At 53.1% G+C, this 16,120-nt stretch carries 17 protein-coding genes and 1 riboswitch; of the genes, 2 read left to right on the top strand and 15 right to left on the bottom strand.

All coding sequences use genetic code 11. The annotated features are described in order from the left end of the window. Positions 1 to 100 precede the first annotated feature (100 nt). From tatC to argS, 10 genes are all read right to left on the bottom strand, one after another. Positions 101 to 1,093, bottom strand: a complete 993-nt coding sequence (gene tatC, locus R1T41_RS18025) for a twin-arginine translocase subunit TatC (protein ID WP_411045564.1) — start codon at positions 1,091 to 1,093, stop codon at positions 101 to 103. A gap of 2 nt (positions 1,094 to 1,095) precedes the next feature. Beyond that, on the bottom strand, positions 1,096 to 1,497 hold the full coding sequence (gene tatB, locus R1T41_RS18020) for a Sec-independent protein translocase protein TatB (protein WP_062959959.1): 402 nt from the start codon (positions 1,495 to 1,497) through the stop codon (positions 1,096 to 1,098). 35 nt (positions 1,498 to 1,532) lie between these two features. Continuing rightward, a complete protein-coding gene (gene tatA, locus R1T41_RS18015; RefSeq protein WP_007089633.1) occupies positions 1,533 to 1,763 on the bottom strand; it encodes a twin-arginine translocase TatA/TatE family subunit in 231 nt (76 codons plus the stop codon). 166 nt (positions 1,764 to 1,929) lie between these two features. Then, positions 1,930 to 2,955: an ABC transporter ATP-binding protein gene (locus R1T41_RS18010; protein WP_231886974.1), complete on the bottom strand. Its 1,026-nt coding sequence runs from the start codon at positions 2,953 to 2,955 to the stop codon at positions 1,930 to 1,932. Between the two features lie 153 nt (positions 2,956 to 3,108). Beyond that, the gene (scpB, locus tag R1T41_RS18005) at positions 3,109 to 3,879 is read right to left on the bottom strand and encodes an SMC-Scp complex subunit ScpB (RefSeq protein ID WP_062948958.1); all 771 of its coding nucleotides are present in this window, start codon (positions 3,877 to 3,879) and stop codon (positions 3,109 to 3,111) included. Then, the gene (locus tag R1T41_RS18000) at positions 3,869 to 4,777 is read right to left on the bottom strand and encodes a ScpA family protein (protein ID WP_317338335.1); all 909 of its coding nucleotides are present in this window, start codon (positions 4,775 to 4,777) and stop codon (positions 3,869 to 3,871) included. Before R1T41_RS18000 ends, scpB begins: the two co-directional genes overlap by 11 nt. 26 nt (positions 4,778 to 4,803) lie before the next feature. Then, on the bottom strand, positions 4,804 to 5,487 hold the full coding sequence (locus R1T41_RS17995) for a site-2 protease family protein (RefSeq protein ID WP_317338333.1): 684 nt from the start codon (positions 5,485 to 5,487) through the stop codon (positions 4,804 to 4,806). Positions 5,488 to 5,507: 20 nt separating this feature from the next. Beyond that, complete coding sequence (gene nagZ, locus R1T41_RS17990) at positions 5,508 to 6,569, bottom strand: beta-N-acetylhexosaminidase (RefSeq protein ID WP_317338332.1); 1,062 nt, start codon at positions 6,567 to 6,569, stop codon at positions 5,508 to 5,510. After that, positions 6,556 to 7,401 (bottom strand): SPOR domain-containing protein, encoded by an 846-nt coding sequence (locus R1T41_RS17985; RefSeq protein WP_317338331.1) that lies wholly within the window; start codon positions 7,399 to 7,401, stop codon positions 6,556 to 6,558. Before R1T41_RS17985 ends, nagZ begins: the two co-directional genes overlap by 14 nt. Before the next feature lie 5 nt (positions 7,402 to 7,406). Next, on the bottom strand, positions 7,407 to 9,158 hold the full coding sequence (gene argS, locus R1T41_RS17980; protein ID WP_317338329.1) for an arginine--tRNA ligase: 1,752 nt from the start codon (positions 9,156 to 9,158) through the stop codon (positions 7,407 to 7,409). Positions 9,159 to 9,427: 269 nt separating this feature from the next. Between argS and erpA the strand changes: the two genes are divergently transcribed. Both erpA and xth read left to right on the top strand, forming a co-directional pair. After that, entirely contained in the window at positions 9,428 to 9,769 is a 342-nt protein-coding gene (erpA, locus tag R1T41_RS17975; RefSeq protein WP_062948968.1) for an iron-sulfur cluster insertion protein ErpA, read from the top strand. A 103-nt stretch (positions 9,770 to 9,872) separates the two neighbouring features. Next, the gene (gene xth / locus R1T41_RS17970; protein WP_317338325.1) at positions 9,873 to 10,652 is read left to right on the top strand and encodes an exodeoxyribonuclease III; all 780 of its coding nucleotides are present in this window, start codon (positions 9,873 to 9,875) and stop codon (positions 10,650 to 10,652) included. Positions 10,653 to 10,815: 163 nt separating this feature from the next. Here the strand turns inward: xth and ribB are convergent, their stop codons facing one another. From ribB to pabB, 5 genes are all read right to left on the bottom strand, one after another. Then, positions 10,816 to 11,484 carry a 3,4-dihydroxy-2-butanone-4-phosphate synthase gene (ribB, locus tag R1T41_RS17965; RefSeq protein ID WP_317338323.1) on the bottom strand — a complete coding sequence of 223 codons (669 nt, stop codon included), beginning with the start codon at positions 11,482 to 11,484 and terminating at the stop codon, positions 10,816 to 10,818. A gap of 119 nt (positions 11,485 to 11,603) precedes the next feature. After that, positions 11,604 to 11,754: riboswitch (FMN riboswitch) on the bottom strand. Positions 11,755 to 11,885: 131 nt separating this feature from the next. Continuing rightward, the gene (locus tag R1T41_RS17960) at positions 11,886 to 13,163 is read right to left on the bottom strand and encodes an EAL domain-containing protein (RefSeq protein ID WP_317338322.1); all 1,278 of its coding nucleotides are present in this window, start codon (positions 13,161 to 13,163) and stop codon (positions 11,886 to 11,888) included. 57 nt (positions 13,164 to 13,220) lie between these two features. Beyond that, positions 13,221 to 14,015 (bottom strand): aminotransferase class IV, encoded by a 795-nt coding sequence (locus R1T41_RS17955; protein WP_317338320.1) that lies wholly within the window; start codon positions 14,013 to 14,015, stop codon positions 13,221 to 13,223. A 68-nt stretch (positions 14,016 to 14,083) separates the two neighbouring features. Continuing rightward, positions 14,084 to 14,677, bottom strand: coding sequence for an aminodeoxychorismate/anthranilate synthase component II (locus R1T41_RS17950; RefSeq protein ID WP_317338318.1), 594 nt, complete (start codon positions 14,675 to 14,677; stop codon positions 14,084 to 14,086). A gap of 45 nt (positions 14,678 to 14,722) precedes the next feature. Next, positions 14,723 to 16,120: an aminodeoxychorismate synthase component I gene (gene pabB, locus R1T41_RS17945; protein ID WP_317338317.1), complete on the bottom strand. Its 1,398-nt coding sequence runs from the start codon at positions 16,118 to 16,120 to the stop codon at positions 14,723 to 14,725.

Genomic DNA, 16,120 nt, shown 5'->3' with positions numbered 1-16,120 from the left:
TATTCTTTAACTATTCGGGCAATTATTCGGGCTTTTATACGATGGGGTGGACGCTTGGTCCACCCCGTCAGATCGGTCTTTCGAGAACCGCATAATTCAATCAGCGCGCACTGTTGAAATCATCCTCGTCATCGTCGCCTTTCGCAGAGCCCGACGATCGGGATGACGAAGGCGTACCAGACTTTGACGCAGAACCGGAAAGAGCCTTGAAGTCGCTCTTGTCGTCCGGTTTTCCGTCGCCATAATCTGCGGCCGCAGCAGCCGAACCCTGGGAATCGACGTCGTCTTTGCTGCTTTCAGTATCTTCTTCGTCACCGTCGAGCTCGGCGTCTTCTTCCGCTTCGCGCTTTGCTCGTTTACGTTCCGATATCCGTGCCATCACGATGGAAATTTCGTACAGGATGACAATCGGAATAGCCAAACCAACCTGAGAAATCAGATCCGGTGGCGTCAGGACCGCAGCAAAAACGAACGCGATCACAACCGCATATTTCCGCCGCTTGGCAAGTGATTCTGCGGTCACGATCCCGGCACGCGCCATCAGGGTCAGCAACACCGGCAACTGGAAACACAGGCCAAAAGCGAAAATCAGCTTCATAACAAGCGAAAGATATTCGCCAACCTTTGCTTCAAGCTGAATGGCAAGCCCCTCTGCGCCACCCGCACTTTCAAAGCTGAGGAAGAATTTCCACGCCAGCGGCATGATAAGGTAGTAAACCAGCGCCCCGCCAGCCAAGAACAGTATCGGCGTTGCAAACAGGAACGGCATGAATGCCGAACGTTCATTCTTGTAAAGCCCTGGTGCGACAAACGCCCAGAACTGGCCAAGAAACACCGGTGCCGAAACGAAGCAAGCCGCAAAGAACGAAACCTTCACATAGGTGAAGAATACCTCGGTCAACGCGGTATAGATCATGCGCCGGTCCGGCCCCATAACGTCGGCCAGAGGCCGGACAAGGAAGCCGTAAATATCCTCGACGAAGTAATAGCAAATACCGAAAGTGATAAAGAGTGCCAGAACCGCCCAGGTCAGGCAATTCCGCAGCTCGATCAGATGCTCCATAATGGGCATCTGCTTGTCATGCGACTGCATGTTCACGCCTGGCTCTCCGGATGATCAGTCTTCTTATCCGCAGCAGCAGGTTTCGCCGATGCAGCGGCATCGGGCTTCGGCGCTGTGGTATTGGTTTCCGTGTTGCTATCGGTTTTGCCTGCCGGTTTATCCGCCGGTTTGGGGACGGCTTTCGGTTCGGCGATCTTGTTTTCAATGAAGTCCGATGTACTCGAACGCGCATCTGTAACCTGCTTGCGCAGATCATCAAGTTCGGCTTCACGAATCAGATTATCGATGCCGCCCTGAAATTCGCGCGCCATACCGCGTACTTTTTTCCAGTACCCGGCAAGCTTGTACAGTACATGGGGCAAATCCTTGGGGCCGACGACGAACAACGCGACGACGGCCACAAGTGCCATTTCGGTCCAGCCGATATCAAACATGGAACACGCCTATCTGAAGGAAATCCGACAGACGATCAGGATTTCACGGAATCCTTGTCTTTGCTTTCGGCAGAAACCGAAGCAGACGTGTTGTTTTCGATGGTTTTGGCCGAAGCAGCGCTGTCTTCGTCTTTTTCGTTGATGCCTGCTTTGAAGCTCTTGATCCCTTTACCCATGTCACCCATGACTTTCGGCAGCTTGCCGGCACCAAAGATGATCAGGACAATCGCCAGAATCAGAACGATTTGCCAAACGCCGATACCCATAACTTCTATCTCCAAAGATCCTATCTGCCATACGGCGAGAATGCCCGGATAATGGCAGAAAGCCCCCCACTGTGCAATGCAACGATTGTGAATATACCGCGCACTGCTACGAATCTGTAAGTTTGTTTCTTAGTCTCATCATGCCGATTTCACGTTTGAAACCAGCCTAATTCATAGGAAACACAAAGGTCATGTCAGGATCAAGCGTAATAGCGACTGAACCCTGATTTACTAACGAAAGTCTACGAGGCACGCGGGCATGAACATGGCCGCCTTCATGCAAAGATAAATGCATCAGGCTGATTTCGCCAAGCGAACGCACCGCATCGACACGGGCCAAAACGTCATGCCCATTCATCGCCTCGCCGACATGCAATCCTTCAGGCCGGACAAGCACTTCGACCTTGGTGCCATCAGCAAATGCATCATGGGACACTTTGCCAAGCGGTGTTGCGATGACACCGCTTTGCACTGTTCCGGAAAAACGGTTCACCTCGCCAAAGAAGGACGCAACAAAACGGTTCTGCGGACTGAAATAAAGGTTTTCGGGTGTGCCATCCTGCATCACCTGCCCTTCATTCATGACGATGATTCGATCCGCCATATACATCGCTTCTTCGGGATCATGGGTCACCATGATCGTCGCGATCCCGGCATTTTTCAAAACATGCAATGTGGTATCGCGCAGTTCTGCACGGCGCGCAACGTCGAGCCCCGAAAACGGTTCATCCAGAAGCATCACACGCGGGGTCGGCGCCAGTGCCCGGGCAAGGGCAATGCGCTGCTGCTGCCCACCAGACAATTCATGCGGATAGGCATTGTAATAGTCGGCCATGCCAACCTGCCGAAGCGCGCGTTCGACCGCCTCTTTGCGTTCCACATCATTTTGGGATCGCAGGCCGAACCCGATATTCTTGGCAACGCTTAAATGCGGAAACAGGGCGTAATCCTGAAACACCATGCCAACACCGCGCTTCTCCGGCTCAAGATATTCACCCGGTCGCGCGACCAGCTGGTCATTGATGGAAACGCTACCCTGCTGAAGCTTTTCCAGTCCGGCCGCAATGCGCAAAGCCGTTGTCTTGCCGCAGCCCGACGGCCCCAGAAGGCAAACGAGTTCACCTGGGGCAACATCAAAACTGATATCTTTGAGAACCTGGGTGCTGCCAAAATCATGGCTTACATTTGACATTCTCAAGCCGTCTGGCATCAGATCTCTCTTTATTCTTTTGCCGGGAAACCGTGCAAATAAGTTGCAAAATCTTTCCCAGATTTAATCCTACCGAACTGCGCATGCAATAAGCTGGATCAAAGAAGCTTGATAAAAGATGGCCCCAAAGCCCCTTTAACGGTTCTCTGCGTCGTATTCTTCTTCGAGATTGGGATTGTCGCTGTAGATGGTTTCATCGAGATCGGCCAGATTGCGGGTCGTAAGGGCTTCCTCGACAACCGCATCCGTGACCTCGCCATCGTCGACCAGATCGGGCAATGCTTCCTCGTCGGAACTGGCTCCATACCGCCCCATACCCGGACGGCTATCAAGCAATCCAGCGGCCTTCAAATCAGCAAGCCCCGGCAGATCGTCGCGATGTTCAAGCCCGAAGTGATCAAGAAAATCATCCGTCGTTGCCCAAAGAACCGGACGTCCCGGCACGCGTTTACGCCCGCGTGGCCGTATCCATTTCGCTTCCAGCAGGATATCAAGCGTCCCCTTGGACAGGGCGACACCGCGGATTTCTTCAATCTCGGAACGCGTGACCGGTTCGTGATAGGCAATGATCGCCAGCGTTTCCAGCGTCGCTCGCGTCATCTTCTTGGCTTTTTCGACCTCGATATGCAGATCACCCGCAAGGTCGGCCGCTGTGCGAAACGCCCATTTCTCGCCAACGCGGTTCAAATTTATTCCGCGTTCTGAATAATTTGCCTGTAATTCTTTGAGCAAAACGGAAACATCCGAACCTTCGGGCAAACGCGCGGCAAGAACCCGTTCACTGACCGGTTCGGCAGACGCAAACAGCACAGCTTCAACAATTCGAAGATGCTGAAAATCGATTTGCGGGCCATGTTCGATACCGTCGATTTCAAACTGCGGGTCGGTTACTGTCTCAGTCGCCATTATTATCCATCCCTGCCCCGGATTTGGCTCCGAGCTTGTCCATATCGCTGTAATCGCCGGATGTGATGTCCAATTCGGGATCGCGTCTTTTTTGCGGTGATCTCAACATGATCGGGCCAAATACCTGCTCCTGCGAGATTTCCAATTCGCCATCGCGACACATTTCAAGGCTGGCGACAAAATGCGCTGCCAATGCTGACCGTGCCTTTAACGGCGTACCAAGTCCGTGGGGCATAAATTCCAAAAGCTTGGTCCAGGTTGGCACCACGCGACGCCCGAACAAATCACGCAACCGCCGGATCGCATCATCCATGGCATAAAGATCAAATGCCTCGATCTCCAATGTCTTGGATTCAGATGTCAGCATAATCTGCGCATAGGCTTTCAACAGATCATAAAGCGACGCATCGTAAACCGACGCCGTCGTAACCCTGACTTCTTCCGGATCACCGCGACCAAAGAAATCCCGCCCCAGATTGGGCCGTTCCAACAGCCTTTCACCAGCCGCTTTCATCGCCTCCAGACGTTTCAGCTGAAACGCCAGAAGTTCGGCCATTTCCTCTGCACTAAGTTCTTCCTCGTCACTGTCCTGCTTTGGCAGCAGCAGTCGCGATTTCAGATAAGCCAGCCAGGCAGCCATCACCAGATAGTCCGCTGCCAGTTCCAGCCGCAATTCACGCGCGGTATTGATGAAATTCAGATACTGTTCGGCCAATTCAAGGATCGAAATCCTGATGATATCGACCTTCTGATCACGCGCCAGCTCCAGCAAAAGGTCAAGCGGCCCCTCAAACCCGTCCAGATCGAGCATAAGGCGTTCGGCAAGGCTTGGCCCATCATCAACGGGCGCCTGGTCAAATATTTCGTCTGGAATATCGAGCTCGAACTGTTTGGCCATAATCCCCCCTGACCGTCCGCCTCATATCAGGCGAAAATACCGGCCAGAAAATCAACAAGTGCCGATGCCGGTTCAATCACCAGCCAATGGAAAATCGGCAGATTAACGCCAAGAATCCCCGTGACATAAGGCAAGAGGAAGATCAGCGCGATCAAAAGGATCATGCCGGTTTTTTCCATACGCGCCAAGACCCGCGCGATGGGCATCGGCGATATCGCCGTCAAAACGCGCCCACCATCCAGCGGCGGGATTGGCAGCATGTTAAACACCGCAAGGATGCAGTTCAGCCAGATCGACTGCTGCAATGTTGTTGCCAGCCAGTCATTAACCGCCGCTGAAAAGGACGGCAGCCCGACCAGCAACAGGATCGATACAATCGCCAGCAAAACATTGGTTGCCGGCCCTGCAATCGCAACTCCGATCACGCCAAGACGCTGTGGATGCAGACGATGGAACGCAACCGGCACCGGCTTGGCATAGCCAAACAGGAACGGTGCACCGGTCAATAACAGTAAACCGGGGATCAGAACCGTGCCCACCGGATCAATATGGCGGATCGGGTTCAGGCTAAGCCGACCGGCGCGCTGTGCCGTATCGTCACCAAACAGCTTGGCGGCAAAGCCGTGTGCCGCCTCGTGCAGCGTCACTGCCAGCAATACGGGCAAAACCCACGTGGACGCGGAAATGATAATCTCGATAATGTCGTTCACGTATTGAGCTTCCTCTGCGCTTAAACCTCGGCCGACCAGACCGGTGACAGCAACTCATCCAGTCGGGCCTGCCAGTCGGAAATCTGCGCCGATGATGGCTGCGCAACGTTAAAACCGGCAATCTGATTGCTCAGCAATTGCGAACGTGTCAGCGCCTCGCCGGCAAGTTTCGGAGCCATCGAGACGACTTCTTCCATTTCCGTGCGTTTGCCATTGCAATGAAGCGCGATATCGCAGCCTGCGGCAAGGCATTCATGGGTCCGGCTGGCAATCGAACCACCAAGGGCTTCCATCGACAGATCATCACTGATCAGAAAATTTTCAAACCCGATATCACCGCGGACAATTTCGGAAATGACCTTGGCCGATACAGTGCCCGGGCGCTGATCATCAATCGCGGTAAACAGCAAATGCGCCGACATCGCCGCGACCACATCCTTCATCTGACGAAACGGTTCGAAATCAAGGCGGCTCAGTTCTTCACGCGATGCGGTCACGATCGGCAAATCCTTGTGGCTGTCAACCGACGCGCGGCCATGACCGGGAATATGCTTGATGACCGGCGCGATGCCGCCGTCAAGCAATCCGGCGGCAACCGCGCTTGCCAGCGGCACAATCTGTTCGACCCTCGCCCCATAGGAACGATCGCCAACCACATCACTCATGCCCGGAAAACGGATATCAAGAACCGGTGCACAGGTAATATTAAACCCGGCATCACGCAGGTCGACGGCCATCAGGCGCGCATTGATATAGGCGGCTTCGCGTGCATCTTCAGGTGCGGATTCAAATAATTGGCCAAACACACCGGCCGCCGGAATTTTGCGCCAGTGTGGCGGCTTCAGACGCATGACTCGTCCGCCTTCCTGATCAACGAAAATCGGCACATTGATATTGCCGACAACCTCGCGCAGCTGATTGTTCAGTGCCCTGACCTGCTTCTGATCCGCGATATTGCGGGCGAACAGGATAAAGCCATAAGGATCGGCTTCACGAAAAAAGCCCTTCTCCCAATTGCTTAACTCTGTACCTTCAACACCAAGAATACAGGCGCGCGGTTTTCTTACCTCAAGGCCGGACAATCAGGCACCCCACATTGCGTTGTTTTAATTTACCACAAAGCGTTTCAGCCGCAGCAGCATCTGACAGTGGACCGGCCTGCAGCCGATAAAATACGCCCTTGTCGCCAAGATCGGCACGCTTCAGATACATCTGAAGATTACCAAGCAAGTCATTGTTTTTCGACGATAATCTTTTCCACTCCGCTTCAGCGCCCGATGTATCGCGAACCGACGCCAGCTGAATGCGGAAATCCTGCTCCGACACGCTGCCTGTAGTGGCGACATCCGGTTGGGCGTCCTGCTCTCTGGCTTTGGCGGCAGCAATCGCCTTTTCTGCGTCACTTGGGGCAGCTGTCGTCATCCCGACCGGTGCTGTCGCAGCCGCATTATCATCCCCGTTCGAACCATTTGACACGGCACCGGCAACAATTTCTGCCTCTGGCGTCTGTTCGATCACGGCGGGGGCTTCAGCACTATCAAGGGATGGCATGACATCGGGGGCCTTCGGCATATCCGGCAATTCCTGAAGAACCACCTGATCCTCGGGCTGGCTACTGTCTAGCTGCTCGTAAATTGTCGTATCCCGGTGCGGAACTTCCATTCCGCCGGGATCATCAGGCCGCAACTTGATCGGTAGCGGATCGGGCAAAAGGATCGGCAACTTGCCTTCTTCCTGTGCCGGTTGCCCCTGATTATAGAACCAGTAACCCGCACCACCCAAACCACCAACAACAATCACAAGACCAAGAACGATGGTTCCAACCCCTTTTGCCAAGCCCCCACCCGGGGCTTTTCTGCCTGCCTCCTGGTGACGTTGCTCCGCACGAAGGCCGAAACCCTGTTCTTCGTTCATCGTGATTACATCTCCTCGACCGGGGCAACGCCCAGTACATCAAGCCCCGACGCAATCACCAGTGCGGCGGCACGGATCATAGCAAGGCGCGCCTGCGTCACCGCAAGATCATCGGCAACGATAAAGCGCAGTGCAGTGTTATCGCGCCCCTTGTTCCACAATGCATGGAATTCGGCGGCAATTTCGCTCAGGAAGAATGCGATACGGTGCGGTTCGTGAGCAACGGCAGCCTGTTCAACGATACGCGGCCATTCCGCCATGCGACGCACCAGCATCTTTTCGTCTTCCGACGCCAAGGCCGACAGATCAGCCCCGACCAGCGCCGCATCCGAGAAATCCTGATTAGGGAACGCTTCACGCGCCTGACGGAATACCGAATTGACACGTGCATGGGCATATTGAACGTAAAAGACCGGGTTGTCTTTGGACTGTTCGGTTACTTTGGCAAAGTCAAAATCAAGCGTCGCGTCGTTCTTGCGCGTCAACATGATGAACCGCGCGACATCCTTGCCGACGCGCTCGACAACATCACGCAGGGTCACAAATGTCCCGGCACGTTTTGACATTTTGACCGGCTCACCATTGTCAAACAGGCTGACCAATTGGCACAGCTTGACATCAAGGTCGCCCTCGCCGCCCGTAATCGCCTTGGTCGCTGCCTTCATGCGTTTAACGTAACCGCCATGATCGGCACCAAAAATATCGATCATGTGGCTAAAACCACGTTCGTATTTATCGAAGTGATAGGCAATGTCAGACGCGAAATAGGTCCAGCTGCCATCCGACTTTTTTAGCGGACGGTCAACATCATCGCCAAATTCTGTAGCCCGGAACAGGGTCTGCGGGCGCGGCTCCCAATCATCGGGGGTTTTGCCTTTTGGCGGTTCCAGAACGCCGACATAAATGTCGCCCTTCTTCTCAAGATGTTCGAACGCGGCCTGTACCTTGCCTGCGGCAACCAGTCCTGCTTCGGACGTAAAGACATCATGATCAACGCCCAGAAGACGCAGGTCTTCCTTGATCAATACCATCATCTCGACAATTGCAAAACCGCGGAATTCTTCCAACCAGTCTTCTTCGGGTGCATTGACCCATTTATCACCATCACGTGCCGCAAGCTTTTTGCCCGGCGCGACCAGATAATCACCCGGATAAAGACCTGCCGGGATTTCATCGATGGTTTCGCCAAGCGCTTCGCGGTAACGCAGATGCAGAGAACGCGCCAGAACATCAACCTGTGCACCCGCATCGTTGATGTAATATTCCTTGGTCACATCATAACCAGCCTTGGCCAGAAGATTTGCCAGAACATCACCGACAACCGCCCCACGACAATGGCCGACATGCATCGGACCGGTCGGGTTGGCCGACACATATTCGACATTCATCTTGGTGTTTGCACCAAGATTGCTGTTGCCATAGGTCTTGCCGTTTTCAAGCACTTCAGTGATCTGAGACAGCCAGAAATCATCGGCCATGCGCAGATTGATGAAACCGGGTCCGGCGATTTCAACCTGTTCGATATGGTCAAGCGTGCCTAGCTTTTCGGCAAGCTTTTCGGCCAAATCACGCGGCTTCATTCCCGCAGCCTTGGAAAGCAGCATCGCGGCATTGGTCGCGGCATCGCCATGTGCGGCATCACGCGGCGGCTCGACCGTGATACGTGCTGTATCGCTGCCAGCAGGCAGAACGCCGTCTTTTTCAAGGGCGAGAATCTGGTTCTCGATGTCGCTTTTCAACAGGCTGAAAACATTCATCACTTTTGGTCTTTGCAAATTTCGTTCATGGTCCATCACGACCATTTTGATGTGGCTGTTTTGGGACATTTCGCATCAAAACGCAAGCAACCGCTTGGTTGCCCTGATCACAGGTTTTGACATTTCTGCCATGCACGCTAAATAGAGCCTTAAGGAACACGATCAGGCTGTGCTAAAGTTGGCACCATGATCGTCAATATACCCGTTGGGTTGCCCGTGGATGGTCCGCTAAATGGAATATCGCGGGATAGCACATCAAGGAGTGTCGAATGACGGAAACTGCCCGGCAGGTCCAGATGACCGAAAGTGCGGCAAAACGCATCCAGGAACTGATTGCCAGCGACGGCAAATCGGACATGATGTTGCGCCTTCAGGTCTCGGGCGGCGGATGCAGCGGTTTTCAGTATGAATTCTCGCTCGATTCCGACAAGACCGAAGAAGACCACATTTTCGAAAACCACGGTGCGAAAATGGTGATTGATGACGTGTCGCTCGACCTGCTCGGCGGCGCGGAAATCGACTTTGTTCGCGAACTGGTCGGTGCGGCCTTTCGTGTGAATAATCCGAACGCAACGTCATCATGCGGCTGCGGATCCAGTTTCTCGATTTGATCCGCATCGGAAAAACGATTTATAAAACGGGGTTCGTAAAACACGAACCCCGTTTTTGCTTGCGCATAAAGCCGCAAAATTCATCCCGAACACCGAGGCCCTTATGAAAATCGCCACCTGGAACGTCAACTCGATCAAGGCCCGTCTGCCCAACATCCTTGAATGGCTTGGCGACGCAAAGCCCGATGTTGTCCTGCTTCAGGAAACAAAAACCGTCGATGAAGGTTTCCCGGCCATGGAAATCGAGGATCTCGGCTATAACATCGCCCTTCATGGCCAGAAAACCTATAACGGGGTCGCGATCCTATCAAAGTTCCCCATTGAGGATATTGAACGTGGCCTTCCGGGCAATGATGGTGACGAACAGGCCCGCTATATCGAAGCCGTTATAGCCGCTCATCGCCCGATTCGCGTGGCTTCGATTTATGTCCCGATGGGAAGCGAGGTCGGATCGGAGAAATTCGAATACAAACTGAATTTCCTGGACCGCCTGATCAAACGCTTTGAGAAAATCCGCGAAAGTGGTGATGCGGCGGTCATGGGCGGCGATTACAATATCGCGCCCGATGATTTTGATGTTTACGATCCGATCAAACTGCATGAGACCGTTCTCTGCTCAACCGTAGAGCGTAAGAAGCTACGGACCATGATGAATATGGGCTACACCGATGCCTTCCGGACCTTCAATCCGCAGGGGCATCAATATAGCTGGTGGGATTATCGCGCCGGGGCATGGAACAAGGATAACGGCCTTCGCATTGATCACCTGCTGCTGACCCCGGCGGCGACCGACCGTCTTAGCGCATCGGATATTGATCGCGACCCACGCGCCAAGGAAAAGGCATCGGATCATACCCCGGTCTGGTGCATGATCGACGAATGATTCGAAAATCCGAATCAACCGGGATTTGATGGCGGATATGAAATGCAAAGGGCAGCAGGACTATCTGCTGCCCTCTTTGATTTGTAATCGGATTGTCTACTTTGAACGCAAATGGCCGAAAATCCGGTCGTCTCTGCGTTTACAAAGCCACGACCGCCTTTCCCTATTCTGCGGCCTGCTGCAGAACACCGCGATAGGCAACGATATCCTCAATGCTGATCACGACGATGTCGTGCTGTTGCGCATAGGCAATCAGTTCTGGCAAACGTGCCATGGTGCCGTCCGGATTGGTCACCTCACAAAGCACGCCAGCCGGTTTGAAACCCGCCAGACGCATCAAATCAACCGTCCCCTCGGTATGACCACGACGTTCCAGGACGCCACCTGCACGCGCACGCAACGGGAAAACATGTCCCGGACGAGCCAAATCACCCGGTTTTGCCCCATCGGCAATCGCCGTTTTGACCGTGGTCACGCGATCAGCAGCCGAAACACCGGTGGCAACACCGACCTTGGCCTCAATCGAAACGGTAAAGCCGGTTCCCATGCTCGATGTGTTGTTGGCAACCATCGGCGGCAGATCAAGTGCCGTTGCCATTTCATCTGTCAGGCACAGGCAGACGATCCCGCTGCAATCGCGGATCAGCATCGCCATCTGTTCATTGGTCAGATTTTCTGCGGAAAAAATAAGATCGCCTTCGTTTTCGCGATCTTCATCATCGACGACCAGAACCCCCTTGCCATTGCGCAAATCCGAAAGCGCACGTTCCATACGCGTAATCGGGTTGCCAAAGATCGAAAGTTCCGGTTCCTGATGAACACTCTGATTCATAACGGTTCTCCGTTTAAGGAGCTTACGAATCAAGGCATCAAAAGAAAGGCCTGAACGTACGTCAACGCCGCACGTCAGTCATAGGCAGACGACAACGGGTTCCCCCGTTATCCGTCACGCTTTATCCTCTCCCATCCGGACTGTTACCGTCGGCTCCGGAGTTTCACCGGATCTGCTGACCCCGCCAAATTGCTTCGGCAGGCGCTCGCGGGCTTTCCTGAAATCAGAATTACCGCCGGTCAGGAATTTCACCCTGCCCTGAGAATAAGCGCCGTGTTTCAACGACATGCCTGATCATCCTTGATCAAGCATCCGCACCTTAGAAAATGAAAAGATAGTTGTCAAACCTGTTGGCGCAACATTCCAGGAAACACTTTGTTGCTGGCAGAGATTTGCGCGCGTCAAATCTCTGCCAGGATTTTTCCAGCCTTGAAATGGAAATCACATCCGTTTTTGCGTAATTCGCGCGGTGCCCATTGGCAAACCGCACATTTGCGGTCTGACGTTGTACCCCGCGATTTGCATTCCTTGTTAAGATACTTGCCCAGAAGCGCATCAATGTAACTGCCCTGGAAGGCATCCACACCAAGGCTTCGGCCCATACGCAATGCCGTACGGCTGTCGCACCTAGTCAGGATCAGATTGCGATCTGCAAAAACGGACGCAAACTCGCGCAGACGGTCTGTTGCCTCCGCCCGTTTCGATCCTATGATGTTTTGATCCCATATGACTTTGATAAAATCGACATTGATCTTGCGCGGGGAAAGGAATTCGAGTGATGGCAGGGTAATGCGATCAAGTCCGACCCGGACCCCCGCAGAATGCAACAATTTGCAGGCATCTTCAAATTCCCACCAATCAGCAATCGCGTTTTCAAGTGATATCTCGATCGACAGATTTTCGGCGAACCGGCTGTCCTCCGACCCAAGAAACTCGGCAAAGCGATCGCTGAATATCGTCTGCACCATCATATTCAGATGCAAGGTATCTGGTAGCATCTGCGGCGCCAGACCTTTGGTGATATCCATCACCTTTTCATCAAGAACCCGCGATAGAATTTCGACTTCGCCGGGGCCCTCAAGCAGAAAACTGGCCAGATGATGCTGGCGCAGATAATCCAGTGAACAATATAGTTCATGACCAAGAATTTCGCGGCGACTGTCATGGAACTCGAGGATCGCCTGACGACGACAGGAGTCAAAAACCGCTTCCTCCGTGACCGCCCCGCGCAGCATTTCAGCCATGTCAAAACGTTGCAGGCTTTCGTTTGCGAAATGGTTCTCTTCGGGCAGGTCAAGCAGATTGTAAAGGGTGTTACGATCCTCGGGCCAGCGTAATTCATGCCAAAGTTTAGCGGGCAAATCACCCAGCCCCTGACGATTGATAACATCCTTTAGCGTTTCGTTGACACTGGTAATGAATGTATCAACATCGCCGAACGCTTTGACCAACCTGATAAAAACGACCATCCCGTTTTCAAGGCGGTATTCCTGTGTCTTTTCTGGAAGATGATGGAATGCGTCGCGTGAAATATCCTGATAGTCCTGCGGCTCAAGACGCAAGGATACCGGAATATCAAGAAGACCAACAATCGGCCTTTTACCGTTCGCCGCATATTTGCGAAGGCTTTCAACAAACCTTGCGAGGCTGAGTTCAGATTTTGTTGAAGACGCGGTCATATGCATTCCCGTCCAAAGGCGTGGGGGATGAACATGCCTTATTGAAGTTAATTTTAGCTAAACATCTATACCAAGGCATAGGGATTTTTCGATATCGCTTTCCAATTGCATAAGAATATCTGTTTTGATCAGATTAGACTTGAACGCAACATCATCAATCGACCGAACAAATCGTATTCCTTGCAAGGCATTACAGACAAAAACTGATTCCATAGATGACAGTTCATTCGGAAGAATAGATGTCTCATGCACAACAACGTCAAGATCATTACACCAATCAATGACGAATTGCCGGGCCAGTCCGGAGAGAATACCACTATCGGCAGATGGCGTGTAAAATGCACCATCGCGAACACCGAACAGATTGGCAATTGTCGTTTCCGCAACAGAACCGTCGACCGAAAGGACAAGTGCCTCTTCCGCACCGCAAGCAGCAGCTTCACGACGTGCGGCAATATTATCCATATAATTCAAGCTTTTGATCCGGTTTGCGACGGACCACGGATTGCGCCGCACCTGTTTTGATGTCGCTAGGACCAAACCGTTATCGTGTGCCGGTCTAGAAAATGGGGCCACCGTCATCAAAACTGTTGGATGGCATTCCACGTGCGGCAACAAGCCGCGCGGACCGCTGCCTCGTGTAACGGTCAGGCGCATAACGGCACCTTCCCCGTCAATTTCAGCACAAAGTAGACGAACAGCATCCGCGATCTCGGAAATATTTGGCAGTAAATCCGGGGCAAGCCCGATTAATTCCGCGTGGCTTTCAAGGCGTTCATAATGCCGGTCAAGCCATGCTACCCCGCCCCTGTGTGAACGCATGGTTTCAAAAAAACCATCCCCCAACAGCAACCCGCGATCCGTAACCGCAATATGCGCATCCGCCTGATCAATGATATTGCCGTTAAGCCAGACTTTCATCACGACGCAACCTTTCGCTGAACGGCTGCCCCGGCAATAGTTAGAAAGTTCGCTAGCAGATCATGCCCCTGCTCGGTAAGGACGGCTTCCGGATGGAACTGAACGCCAAAGATCGGCAAGTTCCGATGGGCAAAGGCCATTATTTCGCCGTTTGGACCTGTGGCGGTCTGCACCAAAGAGCCATCCACCGGCAGATCAACAATCAGCGAATGGTACCGCGTCACCGTCAACGGGGATTTGATGCCGTTGAAAAGTGCCGATCCATCATGTGTAATCGCCGATGTCATCCCGTGAACCGGACGGTTAGCACGCTTGACGGTGCCGCCAAACACTTGCGCGATGGATTGATGCCCCAAACAGACGCCCAGCATCGGATACTCGCCCGCCAACGCAGTAATCAGATTAATACTGTTTCCCGCCTGATCCGGGCCGCAGGGACCGGGGGAAAAGACAACAGCATCCGGGTTCAACCGGCGAACTTCCTCAACGTCAATCCGGTCATTGCGCACGACTTCAACCTGCTGGCCAAGTTCCACGAAATAGCGCGCCAGATTGAAAACAAAGGAATCGTAGTTGTCGATCAACAGGATCATTTCGATCCAATCCGTCTGTGACGTCGTTCAACATATTCAGTGATCTTACAACGCATCTGGATTAATCCCCAGTGCTTCGAAAAGCTTGGCAGCCTTGACCAGTGTTTCATCATATTCCCCTGCCGGGATACTATCGGCAACGATACCGCCGCCGACATTGAATGCCATGCGCCCCTGGTTCACGCAAATACTGCGGATCGCAATGTTGGTATCCATACTGCCATCAAAGCCAATGAAGCCGATTGCCCCGCAATAGGCGCCGCGTGTTGATCCTTCAAGTTCGGTGATGATTTCCATCGCACGGATTTTCGGTGCCCCCGTGATAGATCCACCCGGGAAGCATGCGGCCAGCAAATCCACGGCAGACTTTCCATCCTGCAATTCACCGGTGACGGTCGAAACCAGATGATGGACGTTGGCATAGCTTTCAAGCATGCAAATCTGTGGCGTTTCAACTGTGTGCGGCTTGCAGACTTTTGATAAATCATTGCGCAAAAGATCAACAATCATAATATTTTCGGCACGATCCTTTGCAGATAACATTAATTCTTGTGCCAGTTCAGCATCTTCGACGGGCATGTTGCCACGTGGTCGGGTACCCTTGATCGGTCTGGTTTCAACATGGCCGTTGGTGACCTTCAGAAACCGTTCTGGCGAGTTTGACAAAACCGCGACCTCGCCAAAATTCAGGAAAGCCCCGAAAGGTGCCGGGCTGGCAAGACTTAGACGACGATAAAGGTCAAACCGTTTCGGGACAGCATCATGGGCATATTCGGCCCGGAAGCTTTGCGACAGATTGGCCTGAAAAATATCTCCGGCATGAATGTAGTCGACAACGGTCTGAACTGCCTTTTCGTAGCCGGTGCAGTCAAAGTTTGATTGCCACGGCATTATATCGGGCACATGCGGTGCATCGGGAATCTCACCCATGGGGCGTGCCAAACGCAGGTATTTGCGAATCAATTCCATGCGATCCGCAGCGCGATTTTCCCGTGCCTGCGCGGATGTTTCGGGAATTCCCGTCGAAATAAGCCACATGCGGCGATCAAGCTGATCAAATGCGATGACCAGATCATAAATACCAACCGCCATATCGGGCATATTGAGCCAGTCTTGCGGGGCTTCGGGAAGCGATTCGAGCTGTTGCGCAAGCTCATATCCGAAATAACCGACAGCCCCGCCTTGAAACGGCGGCAAATCCGGAGCTGCTTCCATACGATACCGCGCCATCAGATCGGCAAAAACCGCGAAGGGATCACCGGGAACAGGAAAACCGTCAAGCACCACCTGCCCGTTCTTGGCCGTCAGTTTATGGAGCGGAGATGCAACGACATAAGCAAAGCGGTCCCGGTCACCAGAATCAAGAAAATGACTGTCTGCGAACCCGGCAAAAGCGCCATAAGCGTCAAGCGGTTCGATATAGGGGCATTCTTCAATCAGCAT

Origin of the sequence: Thalassospira lucentensis, assembly GCF_032921865.1 — a bacterium.
GTDB lineage: Bacteria > Pseudomonadota > Alphaproteobacteria > Rhodospirillales > Thalassospiraceae > Thalassospira > Thalassospira lucentensis_A.
The sequence above is the reverse complement of the archived record's forward strand: the minus strand, read 5'-3'. Positions and strand labels throughout refer to the sequence as shown.